Source organism: bacterium (genome assembly GCA_023150945.1).
Classification (GTDB): domain Bacteria; phylum Zhuqueibacterota; class Zhuqueibacteria; order Zhuqueibacterales; family Zhuqueibacteraceae; genus Coneutiohabitans.
This window is the reverse complement of the sequence record JAKLJX010000025.1, coordinates 15,464-35,684: the sequence shown is the minus strand read 5'-3', so window position 1 is coordinate 35,684 and position 20,221 is coordinate 15,464. Positions and strand designations below refer to the sequence as shown.

15 protein-coding genes are annotated in these 20,221 nt (G+C 60.1%); 9 read left to right on the top strand and 6 right to left on the bottom strand.

Annotated elements, in window-relative coordinates; all coding sequences use genetic code 11:
• Nucleotides 1-34 precede the first annotated feature (34 nt).
• Complete coding sequence (locus L6R21_23690; protein ID MCK6562214.1) at nt 35-3,133, bottom strand: TonB-dependent receptor; 3,099 nt, start codon at nt 3,131-3,133, stop codon at nt 35-37.
• A gap of 706 nt (nt 3,134-3,839) precedes the next feature.
• On the opposite strand from L6R21_23690, the gene L6R21_23685 reads away from it, so the two are divergent.
• Nucleotides 3,840-4,430, top strand: coding sequence for a porin family protein (locus L6R21_23685; protein MCK6562213.1), 591 nt, complete (start codon nt 3,840-3,842; stop codon nt 4,428-4,430).
• A 338-nt stretch (nt 4,431-4,768) separates the two neighbouring features.
• Here L6R21_23685 and L6R21_23680 read toward each other — a convergent pair whose 3' ends face one another.
• On the bottom strand, nt 4,769-5,857 hold the full coding sequence (locus L6R21_23680) for a tetratricopeptide repeat protein (protein MCK6562212.1): 1,089 nt from the start codon (nt 5,855-5,857) through the stop codon (nt 4,769-4,771).
• A gap of 106 nt (nt 5,858-5,963) precedes the next feature.
• Nucleotides 5,964-6,794, bottom strand: coding sequence for a Ku protein (locus L6R21_23675; GenBank protein MCK6562211.1), 831 nt, complete (start codon nt 6,792-6,794; stop codon nt 5,964-5,966).
• 297 nt (nt 6,795-7,091) lie between these two features.
• On the opposite strand from L6R21_23675, the gene L6R21_23670 reads away from it, so the two are divergent.
• Nucleotides 7,092-7,487 carry a BlaI/MecI/CopY family transcriptional regulator gene (locus L6R21_23670; protein ID MCK6562210.1) on the top strand — a complete coding sequence of 132 codons (396 nt, stop codon included), beginning with the start codon at nt 7,092-7,094 and terminating at the stop codon, nt 7,485-7,487.
• On the top strand, nt 7,480-8,811 hold the full coding sequence (locus L6R21_23665) for a M56 family metallopeptidase (protein MCK6562209.1): 1,332 nt from the start codon (nt 7,480-7,482) through the stop codon (nt 8,809-8,811). Before L6R21_23670 ends, L6R21_23665 begins: the two co-directional genes overlap by 8 nt.
• Nucleotides 8,812-8,977: 166 nt before the next feature.
• On the opposite strand, the gene L6R21_23660 is transcribed toward L6R21_23665, so the two are convergent.
• The 3 genes from L6R21_23660 to L6R21_23650 all read right to left on the bottom strand — a co-directional run bounded on the left by L6R21_23660 (nt 8,978) and on the right by L6R21_23650 (nt 12,525).
• Entirely contained in the window at nt 8,978-10,372 is a 1,395-nt protein-coding gene (locus L6R21_23660) for a sigma-54 dependent transcriptional regulator (GenBank protein ID MCK6562208.1), read from the bottom strand.
• A 173-nt stretch (nt 10,373-10,545) separates the two neighbouring features.
• On the bottom strand, nt 10,546-11,985 hold the full coding sequence (locus L6R21_23655; GenBank protein MCK6562207.1) for a HAMP domain-containing histidine kinase: 1,440 nt from the start codon (nt 11,983-11,985) through the stop codon (nt 10,546-10,548).
• A 54-nt stretch (nt 11,986-12,039) separates the two neighbouring features.
• A complete protein-coding gene (locus tag L6R21_23650) occupies nt 12,040-12,525 on the bottom strand; it encodes a hypothetical protein (GenBank protein MCK6562206.1) in 486 nt (161 codons plus the stop codon).
• Nucleotides 12,526-12,778: 253 nt separating this feature from the next.
• Between L6R21_23650 and L6R21_23645 the strand changes: the two genes are divergently transcribed.
• The 6 genes from L6R21_23645 (at nt 12,779) to L6R21_23620 (ending at nt 20,183) form a co-directional block, all read left to right on the top strand.
• Nucleotides 12,779-13,255 carry a flavin reductase family protein gene (locus L6R21_23645; GenBank protein ID MCK6562205.1) on the top strand — a complete coding sequence of 159 codons (477 nt, stop codon included), beginning with the start codon at nt 12,779-12,781 and terminating at the stop codon, nt 13,253-13,255.
• A 138-nt stretch (nt 13,256-13,393) separates the two neighbouring features.
• Nucleotides 13,394-14,902 carry a bifunctional metallophosphatase/5'-nucleotidase gene (locus L6R21_23640; GenBank protein ID MCK6562204.1) on the top strand — a complete coding sequence of 503 codons (1,509 nt, stop codon included), beginning with the start codon at nt 13,394-13,396 and terminating at the stop codon, nt 14,900-14,902.
• A 135-nt stretch (nt 14,903-15,037) separates the two neighbouring features.
• Nucleotides 15,038-15,790, top strand: coding sequence for an exodeoxyribonuclease III (locus L6R21_23635; protein MCK6562203.1), 753 nt, complete (start codon nt 15,038-15,040; stop codon nt 15,788-15,790).
• 340 nt (nt 15,791-16,130) lie between these two features.
• Nucleotides 16,131-17,261, top strand: a complete 1,131-nt coding sequence (locus L6R21_23630; GenBank protein ID MCK6562202.1) for an aminopeptidase — start codon at nt 16,131-16,133, stop codon at nt 17,259-17,261.
• A gap of 18 nt (nt 17,262-17,279) precedes the next feature.
• Nucleotides 17,280-17,825, top strand: a complete 546-nt coding sequence (locus tag L6R21_23625) for a hypothetical protein (protein ID MCK6562201.1) — start codon at nt 17,280-17,282, stop codon at nt 17,823-17,825.
• Nucleotides 17,826-17,882: 57 nt separating this feature from the next.
• Nucleotides 17,883-20,183 (top strand): hypothetical protein, encoded by a 2,301-nt coding sequence (locus tag L6R21_23620; GenBank protein MCK6562200.1) that lies wholly within the window; start codon nt 17,883-17,885, stop codon nt 20,181-20,183.
• Nucleotides 20,184-20,221 lie beyond the last annotated feature (38 nt).

Here is a 20,221-nt window from a genome sequence, read left to right as displayed (position 1 = left end):
GCGCCGGAAGGCGCGACGACGAACGAGTAGCATGTCAAAACAGGTTGAATGACAATTGCAGACCGAAAAAGACATCCCGCGGGTTGAGAAACGTGAGAAATTCCTGATTCGGCATGTCGATGTAGGCCTTGGTCTCCAGGATTCTCTGCTTGCGGGCTTCATCGGGATCATTGGGATCGTACGGCTCGTACGGCACGGTGCGATAGTCACCCGGCCGATCGCTGCCGACCACTGGTGAGAAGCCGGCGTCGAAATCACGCAGGGTTTTGCTGACGTCTTCCGGGTAATGCAACGACTTCAAATAGCGTTCGTAATCTTCGGCGTTCACGAATCCGCCCTGCGACATGTACTTGATGTTGAAGACATTGTTCACGTCCATGAACAACTGCACGTCGGCGTTGGCGAGGCGGAGGGACTTGCTCAGCCGCAAGTTCACATTATAGAAATTCTTCCAGTGCAGGATGTTTTGAATCTCCGTGATATTCGCACCACCGGGAGGCGTGTAGTAAGCACCGGAAGACCAGTTCGCCAGGATATTCAGCCGCAGGTTTTCCAGCGGATGCCAGCCCACCACTTTCGGGCCGAATGCGGCCGGCGAGAAGAGATACACATTGGCCCGCGCAAAGGGCTGCGCCAGGGGTTTCGTTTGGTAATGCGAGCGCGTGTCGTTCTCATATCTGAGCTGCTGGCTCTTCACGTCGACATACTCGGCAAAACCGAAATTGCCAAAGGTGTTGACTTGATAGGTGTAATTCAGGAAGCCTTGAATCCAGTTGCCGCGATTCTTCGACACGGTGAATTCGAAGCCGCGGATGTCTTCATAGTTCGTCGGTTCCACGATTTGATAATTCACCGCGTTGCGCACGCTGCGGTATCTCACCAGCCGCGGCTGTTCGGACACGTCCTTGTAGTAACCGGCCAGACGCAAAAGATACTGATCGAACATATTCTGCTCATACCCCAATTCGTAGGCCACGGTCTTCTGCAGCGGGTTGTTGGGGTTGCCGATGCGGATGACTTCCTTGGTCGAAGCGGCGCGCCGGAAGAGATACAAATCGTCGGGCGTGGGAAGCTGGCGGAAATGGCCGTAGTTGAAGTAGAGTTTGCTGTTCACGGAGATCGGAAAGGCGACGCCCAGGCGCGGGCTGAGGGAGAATTTCCGCTCGGTTGCGGTCTTGGTCAGCAGGGTGTCGATGCCGTCGGCCTTGGCGCCGGAAAAGGCGGCGTCAAAGGGCGTCTCGATCACATACCAGTCGCCGCCGGCATGGGAATAGTCCAGGCGCAGGCCAAGGTTGGCGATCATGCCTTCGAATTCCAGCTTGTCCTGCAGGTACAAAGCGCCGCGTTTAGGGAAGGTGTGCCAAACCGACTGCGAGTTGTTGTCGGGCAGATAGAAGTCAAACTGGGCGTAGTTGACGTTGTTGTCGGTGTAGACAAACTCGGCGCCGGCTTTGAATTGGTTGAAGCGGCCGACCTGTTTGCTGATGTCGAACTTGCCGGCCCACACGCCCACTTTGCTGCTGTCGCGCGAATTGCTCATGCCGAATCCCATGCGGAAATCGGGGGTGCCCAAACCCGGCGCCGGGAAGGCATAGAAGCCGAAAGGACCTTCGTCGACCAGGAGGCCGTTGCCAAAGGAGTAGCGCGGCGTGGTGTCGCGCGGCCGGCCGGGGTTGGTGTCATATTCGGAACGGAAGTAGTGCAGCGTTGCTTCATAAAACGTCGACGGATTCAGCACGTGCGTGAGCTTGACGCCCAGGCTGTTGCGCGTGATTGCGGAGGGCGCCCAATAGTCGGTGTTGAACATGCGCGTGTCGATGTAGCTGACGCGGTTCAGCGCACCGGCAATGCCGCTGGTGGAACGAAACAGGCCGGGCAAGCCGGCATTGTTGTCATTGGTGCCGCGTTCCCGGCCGTTGATGCCCTCGATCATCAGCTTCATTTTGGGCGAGAGATCCGCGGTCAGTTTCAATTGCAGGTTGTAGTCGCGATAGCCGTCGCGCGAGAGGGGAATGACGTACATGCTCTGCGCCGTGCGGTAGGAGGCAAAAAAACGCAGATCCTTCAACTGGCGGCTGACCAGCGGCACCGGTCCGCCCAGGCTGACGTCGAAATCATAATCTGGATCAACGATATCGAGTTGGCGGCGGTGCTGCCACAGAAAGAGCTGGCGCAAGGCTTCCGGCGAAAGGTCATCGTTGGGATCGTCATTTTGCAGCCGTTTTTGCGCGACCGCATTCCACCCGCCTTCGAACGGCGCATATTGCTTTTGGGTGAATTCATCCCACGCGCCGTTTTTCGTGCCGGTCCAGCACACGGCTTCATCGGCAAATGGCCGGATCCAGTAGGAATTGCGATCATGCGGGGAAGGCCCGAAATGCTTTTGCGCGGTAGGGCTGTAGCGCGAGATCAAACCGAAACTGTAGCGATCTTTGCTGCCCTCCTTGGTGGTGACATTGACCACGCCGGAGCGAATGTTGCCGTATTCGGCATTGAAGCCGCCGGTTTGAATCTGGATCTCTTCGATGGCGGTGTAACTGATGCCGGTGTAGGGCTTGTTGTCGCGCTCATCGCGCAGCGCGATGCCGTTCACCACGAACGCCGTTTGGCTGGCGGTATTGTCGGTCGCGCGGCCGCGAATGATGATGCCGGCATCACCGTAACTCACGCCGGCTTGCAGCGCCACCACGTTTTCCAGGCGCACCACCGGCAAAGCCTCAACCTCTTTGATGTTCAGGTTGGCGGTGCTGGCGGAAACGTCTTTCTGCACCACCGGCCGCTCCGCCACCACCACCACTTCCTCACCCGCCAGGACTTCCGGCCTCAAGGAAACGTTGATGGTAGTGGTGAGATCGATGTTCACCCGCACTTCGGTGACTTCCAAAGCCGTGTAGCCAATCGTGCTGGCGCGCAGGGTGTAGGTTCCGGCGGGAACAAAAGGCATGACATAATAACCGTCGGCGGCAGTGGCCGCGCCGATGGTCGTGCCGGTGAGCATAACATTGACACCCGGCAGCGGCTGGCCGGTCTCGGCATCTTTCACCGTGCCCGCAATCTTTCCGGTGGTGCCGGCATAGGCAAGCGCGGAAAAGCAGGCGAGAGCGGCAAGCAGGATCACAAACTTTTTAGGCATGCGTGACTCTCCTCTCCTTTTTGAAAATAGAATCGGGATCGCAAGAGAATCTATGGGAATGAATGAGATGCTGCCGTGAAAATGAATTCTTGGGGGATGAATTGAGAATCGCGACTCCGGAACGCCGAATCCGACAATTGCAAGCAGCCAATTGAGAATTGCAAGACTCACGCCACACAACCGGACGTTCGAACCGTCTAATTTTTCAGGCCTTGCTGCAAACCAATCGCGTCTTTTTTTCTTAGGTTTGTGAAAATGAAGCCAAAGATTCCTGTTGTTGAGAAAGTTCTTTCTATGAAGAAAGATTGCGGCTTTTCGGCAAGAGTGAGGGGCAGAAGTGAATCATGCTGTCGCGTCCAACATGATCTTGGGATTCAGAATGGATCTAACCACCAAGGAAATTGAGCACGATCAAAATAGCCAAACTTTCCAGCCATGTCAAGCGAAATGTTCCCGAAGCCGTCTTGACTCAGTTGCGCGGTAACGCCAGCGCGGGCGTCCCGCCTGCTGCCGGCACCGAGACTGCCGTGGGAGCAGAGGGGCAGACGCTGCGCGGGTGTGGCGGGAGTGCAACAGTGTGTCACGGCCGCCGCAGGTTCAAGCCAAGTGGGCATTGCAAATCATTGTGCTGCCGAGGCGTCCAAAGTGGCATGGCATTTGTCAATTTTTATCGGCACACTCATCCAACGACAAGGAGCCGTGAACCATGAAAACTGGAACTGTTTTGTGCGCTGCCTTCGCCGCGGCCATGCTGCTGACGCAGGCCGCGGCGCACTCCCAGCCGGCCCCCGCACTTTCCAACCTCGGCTTGCAGGTCGATATTGGCGCGGGCAGCGAGCGCCTGGCCAGCGCCCAGAATCTTGAACCGGCCGGCGCGCTCGCGCTGCATTTGGGCTACGGCGTGTCGCAGCAGGTGACGCTGTGGCTCGGCTTGCAAGTGAGCAATCATGAACACGAAGAGTTGCCGGAGCTGGAAAGCAGCGTTGCGGGCGCGGAGCTGAACCTGCAATACAAACTTCGCCCTTACCAAAGATTCCGGCCCTATGGCAAAGTCGGCTTCGGCGGCTTCGTGCAGGAAATCGCGGCCACGCAGACAATGCTGAGCGGCGGGGGCGTGGTGTGGGCGCTGGGCGCCGAGTACCATCTGGTGAAGTTTCTCGCGGTCAGCGGTGAGTTCTATTGGAAGGACTTTGACTTCGAGCGCCGGCGCTTGGGCCGCGAAGGGGATTTCGAAGAGCTGGAAGACCCCATTCCCGGCAACAGCCGCGGCTTCATGCTCCACCTCATTCTGCACTGAGACCGTCAGCGGTCTATGCTCCCCGCAAAGCCTGTTGGGCGTGCTGCCCAACGGGCTTTTTGCGTTCAAGAGCCTGCGACCGGCCACGATGGCCTCGCTTCTCGGCCACGCCGTGATCGCTGATCGAATCAGAACAACCAGATTCATCATCGGCCGCGAGCCGAAAAGCGCAATCAAGCGAAAAGCGCCACCAACGCGAATCCTGTCAATCTTGTTCATCCTGTCGAATCGGCGAATCTCAAAGCCAGCGCACACGGCAACACGCCACGGCAACGGTCAAGAGCCATTTTGGAGACAGGCTTGTGAGAATTTACAGAATTGCGGCGGGAACCGGGGCGCTAGCCCGTGCTGCCCAGCAAATGCTCGCGGGCGATCGTCGCCCATTCGCCCGAGGGATCGAGCTGCAGATAGCGCTGCCATTGCGTGCGCGCCGCTTCCTGCATGCCGAGCTTCTCATAGACCACGGCCAGGTTGAAAATCGCGGGTTCATATTCAGGAAAGAGCGTGAGGGCGCGCTGGTAGAGTTGCAGCGCCTGGTCGGTCTCGCCCAGTTCGTCGTAAATGTTGGCGAGATTGTAGCAGACGAGATAATTGCCGCTGTCCTCGGCTTGCGCGCGCTCGAGCAACTGCGCGGCGGCCGGCAACTCGCGCCGGTGAAAGTGAATGTTGGCGAGATTGATCAGAGCTTCGACGAAATGGGGATTCATGGCGAGCGCGTTTTCATAGGCGGCAATAGCCTGATCGTACGTTTCCGGATTGCCGTCGGCACGGTAACCGAGATTGTACCAATCCTCCGCTGTGCGCGGCGCCGCGGTGGCCGCGGATTTGGGCGTGAGCGCCACCACCGCGCCTTTGGGCTTGAATTCTTCGAACTCGAGCGCGGTCTGCGGCGAGGGCTGCCGGCCTGCCCGTATGCGCTGCGCGATCGCGCGCAAGGCCAGCTTCTGGTCGAGCAGCTCGTCGATTTGCCGGAAAACGAGCAGGTCTTTGAATTCGTAGTATTGCTGCGCGTTGGTTTTGACCGCGGGCGTGAACAACCCCCAATGCGCGAAGTAGCGGATGAGATCCGGACGCAGTCGCGGAAACACGCGTTGAATGCGGGCGAGGGAATAGAATTTTTTCTCGAGCGAGGCTTTGCTCTCCTGGCCGGTCATTTCCAAAAACTCGGCCTCGGAGAGGATGCGAACGCCGCCGCCGCCGGCGTTGATGGCCTCGGCGCGCTTGAGCTTGTTGCTCTTCACAATGTTGGCGAGATAGCCCTCTTCGCCGATCACCAGCATGGTCGTTGCTTTGGTCACGCGCGGGGAGGCCTGGCCGCCGAGGCGCCGCACCAATTCCTGCGCTTGCCGCCGCGAAAAAGCGAAGAGCTTGCCGGTAAACACCACCACGGCGCCGGCAAGGAGATTTTGGTTTTCGCTAGTGGACATGTCCTGCAATCAGATTCCTTCACCGCTGTGGGCCTGACATGAAAAAACCACACAGATCATTTCCATGTGGTTGCGCTTGCGATTCAAATCGTAAGCCGGGAGGAAATCATTCCTCCTCCGTGCCGGTTTTGCGGCGCGGTTTCTTGGTGACGGGCGGCGCTTTTTCCATGCCGCGACGGACCGCCCCGCCATTGCCCGACACCGGCGACGCATAGGTGGCGGTCTTTTCCACTTCTTTCATCTGTGCCGCCGCCTGCAGCTTGGCCACTTTCGCCTTGATCAAGGCGAGCAGCTTTTCTTGATAGCCGTCCTTGAAGTTCTTGGCGCGGAACTTCCTGGTGTGCTTGTCGATCAGCGCGGCCGCCATCTGAATGCCCTCTTTGTTCTTCTTGATGCCGCCGTTGACCTCGTCGAGTTGGGCGGCATCGCGCAGCTCATGGTCGTAACGCAGCGTCGAAACGACCAGGGCATTCTCCTTCACCCACAACGCCACCAAATGCTGCTTGCGGTTCATCACCATTTGCCCGATGCCGTATTTGCCGGAGGGGCGCATGGCCTCGCGCAGATTGCCGAAGGCTTCGGCCGCCAGCGGGCCGTCGGGCGCCAGGTAATAGGGCGTGTCGAACAGCAGCGGCTCGAGCGCGGGTTGCTCCACAAAGAAGAGAATCTGCAGCGTGCGTTGCGTCTTGGGCGCGAGCGCCTCCAACTCGGCTTCGCTCAGGGTGACGAACTTGCCGGCCTCATACTCATAGCCCTTGGTGAGTTCGCCTTCGAGCACCGGACCGTGCACCGGGCAGCGCTTTTCGTATTTGATTTTGGATTGGCAGGGCGCGTGCAGCAGGTTGAGCGAAAGATCGTTCGCTTGCGTCGCCGAGTAGATTTTCACCGGAAAGTCGAACAGGCTGAATTGCAGCCGGCCGGTCCACAGCGCTCGCATGGGTTGGTCTCCTTCAAGTAGTCGATTTTATCGGAGAATATACCGCAGCACGCGAAAGTAGCGGAAAAATCTGGCATTATGGTAAAGAAAAGCGTTCAGGATGTCAAGCGGAATTTCCGCCGGTGACGGCGGTGCCAAGCGCGGCGAACGCAGTCTGGCCACGGCCAAACTCGCGTGCCGACTGAGGATCCGTCAAAAAAACACCACCGCCCGGGTGCTTTCTTCCAGTCACGAGAAATTTCTTGCTTTCTTCCTATTTGTTTAGTATGATTCCTAAAAAATTAGTAGGAGGCTGTCATGGCGAAACGCCGCGCCGAACTGTCGGCGGTGGAGTGGGAGATCATGCAAGCCGTCTGGCGCTTGAACAAGCCGGTGACCGTGCGCGACGTGCTGGAGCAGGCCTATCCCGGCGCCGAAAAGGCCTACACCACGGTGCAGACATTCATGAACATCCTGGTGGACAAGCGATTTCTCAGAAGGAAAAAGACCGGCTTGGTGAATTTCTACACGGCGGCAGCCGCGCGCGAGACGGTGTTGCGCCAGTCGCTGCAGGCCCTGGCGCAGCGCATGTTTCACGGCTCCTTCGGCGCGATGGCTTCGTTTCTGGTGAGTTCCAACCACTTGAGTGCCGCCGAGTTGGCCGAGCTGCGCCAGTTGTTGGAAGAACAGAGCGGAGGCAAGTCCGATGGCTGAGATCATATCGGCATTCAATGCCCACGCGCCCGCTGTTGTCCGCACGCTCGCCGTGCTCGAACTGCAGCTCGCGCTGCTAGCCCTGCTGGTGTGGGCCCTCGACCGCCGGCTGCGCCCCGCCCCGCCCACCTTGCGCTACGGGCTGTGGCTGCTGGTCCTGCTCAAGGCGCTGCTGCCGCCGTTGTGGACACTGCCGCCCTCGGCCGCGGCCGCTGCCATTCTGGAAAACTTCGATTTTCTGCCAGTCACGGCCGCAACCACCACAACTGTGCCGGCCGGTCTCACTGCTGCCGGCATGCTGCTCGCAGGGTGGATTCTGGCAGCGCTGGCGTGGCTCGGACTGGCAGTGACGCGCTATCTGAGTTTGCGGCGCGCGCTGCGCCTGGCCCAACCAATACAGTTGCCGGCCGGCACAGCGGACTTGTCTTGCGCCGGGCAATGGCCGCGGCTGTTTCGCGCCGAACACTTGCGCTCACCGCTGGCCACCGGCTGGTGGCGGCCGGGCATCTACCTGAATGACGCCGCGCTTACGGCGGAGTCAACCACCTTGCGCGCGCTGCTGTGCCATGAGCTGGCCCACATTCGCCAGCGTGACAGTTGGGTTCTGCTGTTGCAGACACTCGCGCAAATCCTGCATCCGTTCAATCCCGCCATTTGGCTGATGAATGCCCGCCTGGCGCGCTACCGCGAGCTGCGGTGCGACGACTTTGCACTGCAGCAAACCGCGATCGCGCCGCGGTGCTATGGCGAGATGCTGCTGCATTTCCTGGAGGCTGAGGCAACGCCGCGGCCGCTGCCCTTCAGTGCCGCCTTCTTCGAAGCCAAGGCCGAGATCAAACAACGTCTCACCCATCTCTTTTCTCCCAAGGAGGCTGACATGACGATTAAATCCTGGCGGCAGGGCCTGCTGTTCGCCGCCCTGTTGCTGTTCTTGACCGCCGTTTCCTGGAATTGCCGGCAGGAAGCGCAGACGCCGCCGCAAGACCTGACCGCTGCCGGCGCACACGATCTCAACGCGCCCGATACCGAAGCAGGGTTTGATGTCGCACCGGCAATTCTCACCCAAGCCATGCCGGTCTATCCGGCGGAGGCGCGCAAGGCGGGAGTGGAGTGTGACGTTTGGCTGCAGGTGCGCGTCAGTGAGCAGGGCAGGGTGGAGGAAGTCTCAGTGAAGAAATGTGATCAGCCCGCACAGGGCTTCGAAGAGGCGGCCATGACTGCCATGCGACAGTGGACTTTCAAACCGGCGATGAAAAACGAGAAGCCGGTCGCCGCCGTGATCACGGTGCCGTTCAAGTTCAAGCTGCAGGAGAAACAGGGCTAGCGGTCCGTGACCTTGATTCGTGTCCGTCCAGAAAGGAAGAAACCGCCCGGGCGCTTGGAGCCTTATGAAGCCCATTCCACGAAGGAATTCAACAACCAAAGTTGACTCGAATCAAGAACGCCCGGGCGGTGGGTTTCTTCAACTGGCTGAGCATTTGCCCGCGGGCCTATTCCTCCGCTGTTCCCATGCCGTATTTTCCCAATTTATACAATAGCGTCGTCGTCTTGATGCCCAAAATCCGCGCGGCTTCCGCCTTCACTCCGTGCGCGCGCGCCAGCGCCCGTTCCAGCATGGCGCGCTCGACTTCTGCGAGCGTTTTGTTCAAATCGAGGTTGTCGTCGGAGAGGGAAAGAATCGCGCCGCGGTCTTTCACCAGCGGCGGCACGTCCGCCAGCGTGATGGCGGCCTCTTCGCAGAGCACGGCGGCGCGCTCGAGCACATTTTCCAACTCGCGTACGTTGCCGGGCCAGTGATAGTTCTTCATCATCTCCAACACTGCCGGCTCCAGACGCAGGCCGGGCTTGCGCAACTCACGGCCCAGGCGCTGGAGAAAATGATCGACCAGCACGGGCAGATCTTCCAGCCGCTGGCGCAAGGCCGGCAGATTGATGGGCACGATGTGCAGGCGGTAGTATAGATCCTCGCGAAAACGGCCGGCCGCCACTTCTTCCTCGAGATTGCGGTGGGTGGCGGCAATGACGCGCACATCGACCTGCACGGTTTCCTCGCCGCCGACGCGCTCGAACTCCTTTTCCTGCAGCACGCGCAGCAGCTTGATTTGCAGATTCGATGAAATATCGCCCACTTCATCCAGGAAAATGGTGCCGCGGTGCGCCAATTCGAAGCGGCCGAGCTTGCGCTTGAGCGCGCCGGTGAACGCGCCTTTCTCGTGACCGAAAAGCTCGGACTCCAACAGGGTTTCCGTCAGCGCGCCGCAGTTTACCCGCACAAACGGGCCTTCGCTGCGGCTGCTGTTCTTGTGAATTGCGCGCGCCACCAGCTCCTTGCCGGTGCCGCTTTCGCCGTAGATGATCACGCTGGCATCGGTGGGCGCGACCTTTTGCAGCACGCGAAAGACTTCCTGCATCACCGGCGCCTGCCCGATGATTTCGCCGAAATTGAACTGCTGCTCCTCCTGCTGGCGCAGATAGAGATTCTGTTCCTGCAGGCTTTCGAGCTGCCGGCGCTGGCCCAGGCGTTGCGCAAAGCGCTCCAACTTCACGGTCAGTTCTTCCGGCGAAATCGGCTTGGTGATGAAATCCGCCGCGCCTTTTTGCATGGCCTGCACCGCCAGTTCGATGGAGCCAAATGCGGTAATCACGATCACCTCGCAGCCGGGCCGCAGCGCCTTGACTTTCTCCAGCAGCTCGAGGCCGTTCATGCCGGGCAGGCGGTAATCCGAAATGATCAAATCTGCCGGACTGGCGGGGAGCGCCTGCAGCGCGGCTTCGGCCCGCTCGAACGCCGTGACGTGATGCCCCTGGCGCCGGGCGACCTGCTCCAGTCCCTCGCGCATAGCGGCGTTGTCTTCAATGATCACGAGCTTGAGTTTCTCAGGCATATTTCTTTCACTCCACCATTCTCTTCGGATTGCCCAGCCTCAGATCGGACGAAGCAGTATCTTTCCCCACATGCAAGCTTCTCCCCACACCGACAATCCCAGACCTGCCTCGGCGACACGCGAAACACGCCCAAGGGCATTTCGTGTGTTTCGTGGGCTGATTCCAAAACCTGTCAAGGATTGCCCGGCCTCCCGCTCGCGGCCGGCGGTCTTTGCGGCAGTGTCAACCGGAAGTGCGCGCCCTTCTTGCTCGGCACCAGTTCAATGTGGCCGCCGTTCAATTCAGCGAAACGGCGCACCAGCGCCAGGCCCAAGCCGCTGCCCTGAGGCCGCGTGGTGAAAAAAGGCTCGAAGATCTTGTCCACCAGCTCAGGCGCGACACCGGCGCCGCTGTCTTTCACCGAGAGCTGGAGCCGGCCGTGTGATTCTTCGGCGGTGATCTCGAGCTCGCCTGCGCCATTCATGGCCTCGATGGCATTGCCCGCGAGATTGAGCAGCATGCGGCGTAACTGCTCTTCATCCACCAGCGCGGAGGCCGTGGCCGCCACGCGCAGCCGCCAGGTCACGGCCGGATGCAAACCGCGCAAGTGGCCGTGCACGTCTTCGATGATCGGGCGCACGCGCACCTGCTGGCGCACGCTCGGCCGCGGCCGGGCATAGTCGAGAAAATCGCGCACGGTGTTTTCCAGCCGGCGCACTTCGGCGCGAATGCGCTGCACCTGGGGCTTGAGCGCTGCCGGCGCGTCGCTCTCCAGCATGCCGGCAAACAACTCGATGCCGCCGAGCGGATTGCGAATCTCATGCGCCACGCCGGCCAGCATCATGCGCAGGTTCTGTTCGCGGCTCACGATCGCCGTGTGCATCTGCTGCATGGTCTGCGCCAGAAAGCGAATCTCCTCCGTGCCCTTCACTTCGAACGACACGGAGGGCGCGCCGTGGCCGATGGCTTGCGCTGCCGCGCGCAAGCGCTCCAGCGGGGAGGTGATGCGCCGCGCGAACACGATGCCGCTGAGGGTGGCCGCGACCAGGCCGAGGGCGGCAATGCTCCACAACACCCGTTGCGTTTCCGCCACCGCGGCGAGACTCGCGGCGCTGCCTTCGATGCCCACCAGCGCGCGCACCTGTCCGCCCTCTTGCAGCGGCGCGTAGGCGGCTTTGAACGGCTGCTGTCGCGCATCGAAGAACAGCTTCGCGGCGGCCGCGTGGCCCTGCCACGCACGCGCAATTTCCTCCTGATCGAAACGCAGCCGGACGTATTCGCTGCCAATGGCCAGCTCGCGGCGGCTGTCAAACAGCAAGCGGGATTCACGATCGCAGATCACCAGGCGGCTGAGTTTGCCCGCGGCCAGCAGCGGCGCGCACGCGTGCTGCAGCGTCTGCACCGTGCGCGCTTGTTCATCGCCGGGCAACAGACTGATGATCGGCGTCACGCCGGCGGAGGTGGCCGCGAGCTGCGCGCCGGCGGCGGCGAGCGCCACCAGCTTGTCGGCAAGCTCGCTTTCAATCTGTGCGCGCATGCGCCAATGCAGATAAAAACCCGCCAGCGCCAGCAACGTGCCCACCTGCAGAATCAGAAAGAGAATGAGTTGTGTGCGAATTCGTGGACGGAACATGAGGTCAGATGCAGGTTGCAGCCGCGCAGCAGCGATTGCGGCTGAAAGAACGAGTCATGGCCGGAGCTGGCCGCGGCGGCGGAAGATCAGATACAATCCCACCAAGATCAGCACGACGGGCCAATAGTCCCGCAGCTCCGAAAACGGCCCGAAGATGATCAGGAAAATGGCGGCCATACCGGTCAAGATGATTCCGGGAATCAACAAGCCGCGTTCGTGCTCGCCGAGGAAGTACATCAGCAGAAAACCCAAGCCCGGCCCGAGAATGAAGATCGGCCAGAGGCTTCCCATATGATCCCAGCGATTGCCCCAGGTGCAGTACAGAAAGAGCAGGCCCTGGGTGATCAAAATAGCGGCAGGCATGAGAAAACCGTAGTAGCGCCGATTAGACAAGTAGGGCAGCAGAAACAGCACGCCGCCCGCAATGAGCCACAACGGCCACCATTCTTCCCAGTACAGTTTGACGACATTTCCGGCAAGAAAAGCCAGGCCAAGCACAATCAGCAGACCACCAGCGACCAAAGAGGAACGATTCATCATGTGACCCTCGCAATCATCACCACCGCTGAGGCAACTGTTTGACAGCCGCCGCAATTAAAGGAAAGGCCCTTTGAATGTCAAGCGCCATCTTGCCCGCTGCCGCACGCGCCACGGTGCTCCTGCTTGCATTTGGCCGGCTGCCCGACTATATTGCGCCGCAAATTGCCGGTATATCGGCGAGTCACGCAGGCCACTGCCGCTGCGACTTTTCGCGCGCGACGATTTTCACCAGCCATTCAGTCAGGAAACCGACATGATCGACGAAAAAGATTTCCGCCAGGTGATGGGCACGTTTGCCACCGGCGTCACGATTGTGACGACCCGCACCGGCGAAATCATTCACGGCCTCACGGCCAACGCCTTCTGCTCGGTTTCGCTGGCCCCGCCGCTGGTTCTGGTGTGCGTGAGCAAAACGGCACAGAGCCATGACTTGATCCGGCAGGGCGGCTGCTTTGCGGTGAGCATTCTCGGTGCGCCGCAGCAGGACGTGGCGCAGCGATTTGCGCTGGACCAACTGCCGGCGCACGAACGCTTCGCCGGCCTCCGGTTGCACCGCGCTATCACCGGCGCGCCGATCTTGGAGGATTGTCTCGCCTGGCTGGACTGCAAATTGGTGGCGGCGCATGAGGGCGGTGATCACACCATTTTTGTGGGCGAAGTCGTGGCCTTGGGACAAGCTGCCACTCTTCCTCCGCTGCTTTATTTCCGCGGGGACTACCGCACGCTATGAGCAGGGCAGGCCTTCTCTTGAAGGCAGAGTAACCGCTGCCTCATTCAGAAAAATCTCTTCTTGCCTGTGCGGCGCTGTTGTTGTTTCCGGCTGGCGGCCTAGCCACCACTCTTGAGCGCAACTTATACTGGAGCCTTTATGTGGAAATTCTTTTTCCGGCGGGAATGGCTGCTTGCCCTGCTGCTCGCCTTCTTTGCCTGCGCCGGCCCGGCGAGCATGGCCCGGCGCGAATCCGGCGCCGCGATCACGCTGCTGCAAATCAATGATCTCTACGAGCTCACGCCGGTGAGCGGCGGCAAAGAGGGCGGCATGGCGCGGCTGGCGACTTTGCGCCGGCAACTGCAGGCGGAGAATCCCAACACCTACATGATTCTTGCCGGTGATCTGCTGAGTCCCTCGGCGCTCGGCACTGCAGTGGTCGACGGCGAGCGGCTGGCCGGCCGGCAGATGGTGGCCGTGCTCAATGCCATCGGTCTGGACTATTCCACCTTCGGCAATCATGAATTCGATCTAAAAGAAAAGGCCTTTCTGCAACGCCTGTCCGAATCGCGCTTCACGTGGTTTTCCAGCAATGTGTTCGATCGCAACGGCAAGCCGTTTCCCAACGTGGCGGAACACGCCATCTTCACCACCGCTGCCGGCAGCCAGCGTGTGCGCGTGGGCATGTTCGGCGTGACCATGTCCAAGAACAAACCCGACTACGTCACCTTCACCGATCCGCTCGCCGCCGCGCGGCAACAAGTGCTGAAACTCCGCGGCCAGGTGGAAATTCTGATTGCCGTGACACATCTCCCCCTCGAGGAAGACATGGCGCTGGCGCAGGCGCTGCCGGAGATCGACTTGATTCTCGGCGGGCACGAACATGAGAATGTGCAAGTCTGGCGCGGCCCGGATTTCACGCCGATTCTCAAGGCTGATGCCAACGTGCGCTCAGCCTACATTCACGCGCTGCACTATGACCCCGCGGCCAAGCAGGTGCAGATCCAATCGCGCTTGCAGCCCATCACCGACAAGATTGCAGAGGATCCGGCGGCAAGCGCCGAAGTGCAGAAATGGGTGGAACTGGCCTTTGCCGCGTTTCGCAAGATGGGCTTTGCGCCGGAGAAACTCGCGGTCAACTCGCCGGTCGAGCTCGATGGCCGGGAATCCGTGGTGCGCAACCGGCCCGGCCTGCTGATGGATTTGATCGCAGCTTCTTTTCTGCGCGCGGCGCCGGAGGCTGATTTGGCAGTGTTCAACGGCGGCTCGATCCGCATTGACGACGTGCTGCCGGCCGGCGCGATCACGGAATACGACATCATTCGCATTCTGCCTTTTGGCGGCAACCTCGCGCTGGTGGAAATGACTGGCGAGTTGCTCGGCAAGGTTTTGGAGCAGGGCCGGAAAAACAAAGGCAGTGGCGGCTATTTGCACACGGCCAAGGTGAATTGGGACGAAGGCCGGGGCCGGTGGCTGATCAACGGAAGCGATTTGGAAGCCGGCCGCATTTACAAAGTGGCGATCAGTGATTTTCTGATTACCGGAAACGAGCAAGGCCTGGACTATTTGAACCGCAGCCATCCCGGCCTCAAAGTCTTGAATGACAATGTGGCGGAGATTCGGCGCGCGCTCATTCTCTATCTGCAGAAGACTTACGGCGTGCCGTGAGCGCTGCTCGCGTGGAAATGCTTTGCATTATTCGCAGAGCCGCCTTATTTTGCCGCGCTTTCCTGCAAACGTTCAAGATGAGCCGGTTGCAGGTCCGGCTGCCGGCCGCCTGACCCAGTTTCACCACCTCTTGTCATGAAACTCATTTCCTGGAACGTGAACGGCATTCGGGCCGTGCTCAAGAAGAATTTTGCTGCGTTCATCGAAACCGCTGCGCCGGAGGTGCTGTGCGTGCAGGAAACCAAGGCCGCGCCCGAGCAAGTGAGTCTCGCGCTGCCGGGCTATCAGCAGTTTTGGAACACCGCGGAAAAAAAGGGCTATGCGGGCACCGCCATCTTCACCAAAATCGCGCCGCTCAGCGTGCGGCGTGACCTGGGCGTGGACGAGCATGATCGCGAAGGCCGTGTGCTCACCACCGAGTTCGCCGACTTCTTTCTCGTCAACGTCTACACGCCTAACGCCAAGCGCGACCTCTCCCGGCTGGAATATCGCGTGCAATGGGACGCGGATTTTCTGAAATTCCTCAAGCGGCTGGAACGCAAAAAGCCGGTGATCTTTTGCGGCGATTTGAATGTCGCGCACACGGAGATTGATCTCGCCAATCCCAAGGCCAACGTCGGCAATCACGGCTTCACCCCGGAAGAGCGCGCCGGTTTCGACAATTTCGTCAAGCACGGATTCGTCGACAGCTTTCGCGAATTCCACCGGGAGGGCGGGCATTACACCTGGTGGAGCCAGATCGGCAACGCCCGCAGTCGAAACGTGGGCTGGCGCATCGATTATTTTTGCATTTCAGCGGTGTTGCGACCGCGATTGCAGAAGGCTTTCATCCTGCCGGAGGTGACCGGCTCGGATCATTGCCCGGTGGGTATTGTTTTGGCGGCCTAGTCTGACTTGGTCAGATTCAGCGCGGAGATGCAGAGTTCGCTGAGCATTCAGGCAGTCTTGCCTGTGAACGCCGCGACCCCGCGGCAATTCTTGGAATTTGACGTTGTCAAGCTTGGTGCCGTTATCTTGAAAAGTGTATCCTCTACTGCTGTCATCCTGTAAGGATCCCGTGAAAATTCTGGCACAGTGCCAAGTTATTCACAAAGTTTCTGGCGGGAGGACAAGTCAAGTTGGCCGCCCAAACAAATTGAAGTAACGGCAGGCTGCACAATTGACCAACGGCCTGTTGGAAAAAAGTGAAGCAAACCGCATCATCTGATTTACCACACGAAAAATACGCATGTCCGATTCACGCCTCGAGAAACTCGCCGAGCTGCTGGTCAATTATTCCGTCAGCGTGCGTCCCGGAGATCGCGTTGTCATTCAAGGTGGAACCCCGGCCGAGCCGCTGCTGCTGGCGGTTTACGCGGAGGTGGTGAAGGCCGGCGGCCATCCGCTTCTGCTGCCGGAGCTGCCGGAAGCCAATGAGCTGTTTTATCGTCATGCCTCCGAAGCGCAACTGCAGCACGTCTCCGCCGTGGAGAAATTGATTCGTGAAACTTTTGAAGTGATGATCCAAATCGACGCCGCGCCCAACACGCGTGCGCTCAATCAAATCGATCCGGAGCGCATGGCGCGGCGGGCGCAGGCGCGCGCCGGACTCAGTCACACGCTGATGCAGCGCACCGCGCGCGGGGAGTTGCGCTGGGTCTACACGCTCTTTCCCACCCACGGCTATGCGCAGGACGCCGACATGAGCCTGCGCGAGTTCGAAGACTTCTACTATCAAGCCTGCATGCCGGACCCGCACGACCCTGTCGGTTATTGGCGCCGCGTGGCCGCCGAGCAGGACAAGATCGTGGCCTGGTTGCAGGGCAAACAGACCGTGCACGTGAAAGCGCCGGAGACCGATCTGCGCCTGAGCATTGCCGGCCGGCCGTTCATCAATTGCGCCGGCACTTTCAATGTTCCCGACGGCGAAGTCTTCACGGCGCCGGTGGAAGACAGCGTGGCCGGCCACGTCTGCTTCTCCTATCCCGCCATTTATCGCGACAAGGAAGTTGCCGGCGTGCGGCTGTGGTTCGAGGCCGGCCGGGTGGTGCGCGCCACCGCCGAAAAGAATGAAGATCTGCTGCGCGCCACGCTCGATACCGATGCGGGCGCACGGCGCGTGGGTGAGTTTGCGATTGCGACCAATGCCGGCATCACCCGCTTCACGCGGCAGATCTTGTTCGATGAAAAAATCGGCGGCAGTTTTCATCTGGCGCTGGGCGCCAGCTATCCCGAGTCCGGCGGCGTCAATGAATCCGCGATTCATTGGGACATGATTTGCGATCTGCGCAGCGGCGGGGAAATTTGGGTGGATGATGAGTTGTTCTATCGCAATGGGAAATTTCTCAATTTAGACAAAAATCTCACTCTCAACAGATAAGGAAAGGATGCACCCCTCATGCAAACAATCCGTCTTATGAATGCTGCGCTGCTGGCCGGTGCGCTGCTGCTGTCAGCCTGCCAGGAGCGGCCGCAATCTTCACAAACCGCGCCCACCGTGGCGGCCGAGCCTGCGCGGCTGCCGCTCGATGTCGGAGTTTCCCTGCCGCTGGATTTGCAGATGCAGGTGGTGGAGATTTCGCCAAACGGCACGGCGCAAATTCAGACAACGTTCTCGCCGCGGCTGGCAGAGGCGCAGGTGAATCTCGCCATTACTTTGCCGGAAAAATACGAGTTGCTCAGTGGCGAATTGAAATGGGAAGGGAATCTCAAACGCGGCGAAACCGGCACGCTCAACCTGAGCGTGCGGCTGCTGGAGCCGACACCACGCTATGTGATCGCGCAGGCGGTGGTCACGCCGCCGGAAGGCCGCGTTTTCAAACAGGGCGCCAGCGCCTATCTCGATCCTGCCCGCCGGCTGGAAAAGTCGGCGGAGATGCAGCCGGTGAAGGGTTATGAAGGGGTCGAAAGCCTGCAAATCCATCGCCCCAACGCCGAGAAGTGAGAACCGATGCCCGCAATCATCGGGTGGAATAGAACTCGCCGAATCTTGGAGAAAATCATGGGTTTCAAAAAGGCCATTCATTCCTGCAGTTTTGTTGTGCTGCTGCTTGCCGCGGCGACCGCCCGCGCCGATTACAAGGTAACGGGCCGCTTTCTGTATCAGGATCTCGAGCTCGATATCAACGGCTTCACGGGCGCACGACCCAACAAGCCGATTCGTCTGGCAGACGTTTTGGTTCTCGACACCAGCACCAACTCGGTGGTGGCGCAGGGCGCTACCGGCCTCAATGGTGAGTTCAGCATCACGGTGAATGACAACGCCATTCGCACCATTGCCGTGGTGGTGGTCGCCAACAGCCAGAACACGCCGGGTCTGCAGCAAGCGGTGATGGTGATGACCAGCACCAACCGCAATGGCACCGCGCCACATGCGTTTGAAGGCGGCGTTTCTCCCAATCACAATCCCACGCAGGATTTCAACATGGGGACGGCGGTGGCGCAATACAAAGCCGGCGGCGAGCCATTCAATATTTATGACAACATACTGGACAATGCCGATTTCCTGCAAGTGGTGGATGGCACCCGGCCACAGGCGCCGATCAAAACCATTGTCAATTTCAACATCAACCGGACCGACGATTTTGCCTATTACAGCTCAGGCGCCGGACCGGGTGGCGGCGTTTTTCTGGGGCCCAATTACGGCTATGACGACACCATCATCCTGCATGAGCTGGGCCACTATGTCGAACGCAACTACGGCGATTTTGACGACAATCCCGGCGGCCGTCATTTCATCGGCGACAGTGCGCAAGATCCGCGGCTTTCCTGGGGGGAAGGCTGGCCGACGTTTTGGGCTTCGCACGTGCGGCAGTGGCGCGGCGACAACAAGCCCAATGTCTATCTCAACTCGCTCGGCGATTCCACGCGCAACCGCTTCAGCTTCTCTTATGATCTCGAAGGCCGCGAAGGCGAAGGTGCCTCTTCCGAGAACGCGGTGCAATCCGCCTTATGGGACATGACCGACGGTGCCGATACGCCGGATGCCACGCCCGGCGTGGATGACGAACCCGGTTACGAGATGACGCGCACTTTCGACGAGACCTGGTTGGTCGCCTCCTTTCTGATGGCGGCGATCACCGAGCCGCAGTCGTTCGAAGACTTTGTTGATACCTGGAATGCCAACCTCCCCAATCCGCAAAGTGCCACGCTGAATGAGATGCTCTATCGCAATCACAACATGCAATTCTTCCCCGACGAGTTTGAAGACGACAACACGCTCGAAAAAGCGGTGCGGCTTTCCTATGCGCAGGTCGGTGGCGGCGCGGTGACGCATCACACGCATTATCCCGAGGGTGATGAAGACTGGCTGGTGTTCGAGGCCTTCTCCAGCGTGAAGTATGCGGTCAGCACCAATACCATGCGCGACGGCGCGGATACTTATCTCAGCGTGCATGCCGCGGACGGCACCGAACTGGCGGCCAATGACAACGTCGGCACGCCCACGCCCGGCGACAACAATGCGTTTGAAGTGTTGCGCTCGCTCGTTGAGTATCAGCCGGCGCAGAACGGGCCGCTCTACATTCGCAGCCGCCGCAGCCCGGCCAACCGCAATGCCAAGTTTGGGAACTACAATCTCGTGGTTTCGGCGGCCGAGGTCGGGCCGGAGGCGCCGAACCTGCAGGTTTCGGCCACTTCGGTGGTCGTGGCTGTGCGTCAGGGGGAAGAGCGCGAGCGCCAGGTGTTCATCACCAACACCGGCACCGTCGATACACTGGCCTACGAGTTGGAAGAACAGCAGCGTGACTTCCGCGTGTTCGATTTCTCCTGGCTTGTGGCCGCGCCGATGCGTGGCCGTTTGGGCCCGGGCGAGAGTGATACGATTGTGGTGGAGTTGACGAGCGCCTCCGCCAATCTCGGGCAAAACGTCGCGCGTCTGGAGATCCGAAGCAACGATCCGAACAACGCGGTGCGGCCGGTTGCCGTGGTGTTGAATGTGACCGCCGCCACAGCCGTGGCTGAGCAACAGGCGCCTGCCGCAATGCCGGCAGCTTTTGCGTTGCAGCAGAGTTATCCCAACCCCTTCGTGCTGGCGACTGAAAGTGGCGCGCCCGCCGCGACCCGCATCGCCTTTGACATTCCGGCGCAAGCGGCCGGCGGCGTGGCGGTGAGTCTGCGCGTTTATGATGTCCTCGGCCGCGAAGTGCGGACGCTGCTGCAGGAGGTCAAACAACCCGGCACCTTTGCGGTGAACTGGGATGGCCGTGACCAGAGCGGCGCGTTGGTGCGGAATGGCGTCTACTTCTATAGGATCGTTGCCGGGGAATTTGCCACCGTGCGCAAGCTGATGGTGGTGCGCTGAGTGCGGAGCGGCCGGCGGGGCGCGGCAGGGCTGCGCCT

Bases quoted from the DNA above. Each gene is read 5' to 3' on its own strand.
- L6R21_23690 (MCK6562214.1), bottom strand. From the start codon at position 3,133: ATGCCTAAAAAGTTTGTGATCCTGCTTGCCGCTCTCGCCTGCTTTTCC.
- L6R21_23625 (MCK6562201.1), top strand. From the start codon at position 17,280: ATGCAAACAATCCGTCTTATGAATGCTGCGCTGCTGGCCGGTGCGCTG.
- L6R21_23650 (MCK6562206.1), bottom strand. From the start codon at position 12,525: ATGATGAATCGTTCCTCTTTGGTCGCTGGTGGTCTGCTGATTGTGCTT.
- L6R21_23655 (MCK6562207.1), bottom strand. From the start codon at position 11,985: ATGTTCCGTCCACGAATTCGCACACAACTCATTCTCTTTCTGATTCTG.
- L6R21_23640 (MCK6562204.1), top strand. From the start codon at position 13,394: ATGTGGAAATTCTTTTTCCGGCGGGAATGGCTGCTTGCCCTGCTGCTC.
- L6R21_23680 (MCK6562212.1), bottom strand. From the start codon at position 5,857: ATGTCCACTAGCGAAAACCAAAATCTCCTTGCCGGCGCCGTGGTGGTG.
- L6R21_23675 (MCK6562211.1), bottom strand. From the start codon at position 6,794: ATGCGAGCGCTGTGGACCGGCCGGCTGCAATTCAGCCTGTTCGACTTT.
- L6R21_23660 (MCK6562208.1), bottom strand. From the start codon at position 10,372: ATGCCTGAGAAACTCAAGCTCGTGATCATTGAAGACAACGCCGCTATG.
- L6R21_23645 (MCK6562205.1), top strand. From the start codon at position 12,779: ATGATCGACGAAAAAGATTTCCGCCAGGTGATGGGCACGTTTGCCACC.
- L6R21_23685 (MCK6562213.1), top strand. From the start codon at position 3,840: ATGAAAACTGGAACTGTTTTGTGCGCTGCCTTCGCCGCGGCCATGCTG.
- L6R21_23635 (MCK6562203.1), top strand. From the start codon at position 15,038: ATGAAACTCATTTCCTGGAACGTGAACGGCATTCGGGCCGTGCTCAAG.
- L6R21_23620 (MCK6562200.1), top strand. From the start codon at position 17,883: ATGGGTTTCAAAAAGGCCATTCATTCCTGCAGTTTTGTTGTGCTGCTG.
- L6R21_23670 (MCK6562210.1), top strand. From the start codon at position 7,092: ATGGCGAAACGCCGCGCCGAACTGTCGGCGGTGGAGTGGGAGATCATG.
- L6R21_23665 (MCK6562209.1), top strand. From the start codon at position 7,480: ATGGCTGAGATCATATCGGCATTCAATGCCCACGCGCCCGCTGTTGTC.
- L6R21_23630 (MCK6562202.1), top strand. From the start codon at position 16,131: ATGTCCGATTCACGCCTCGAGAAACTCGCCGAGCTGCTGGTCAATTAT.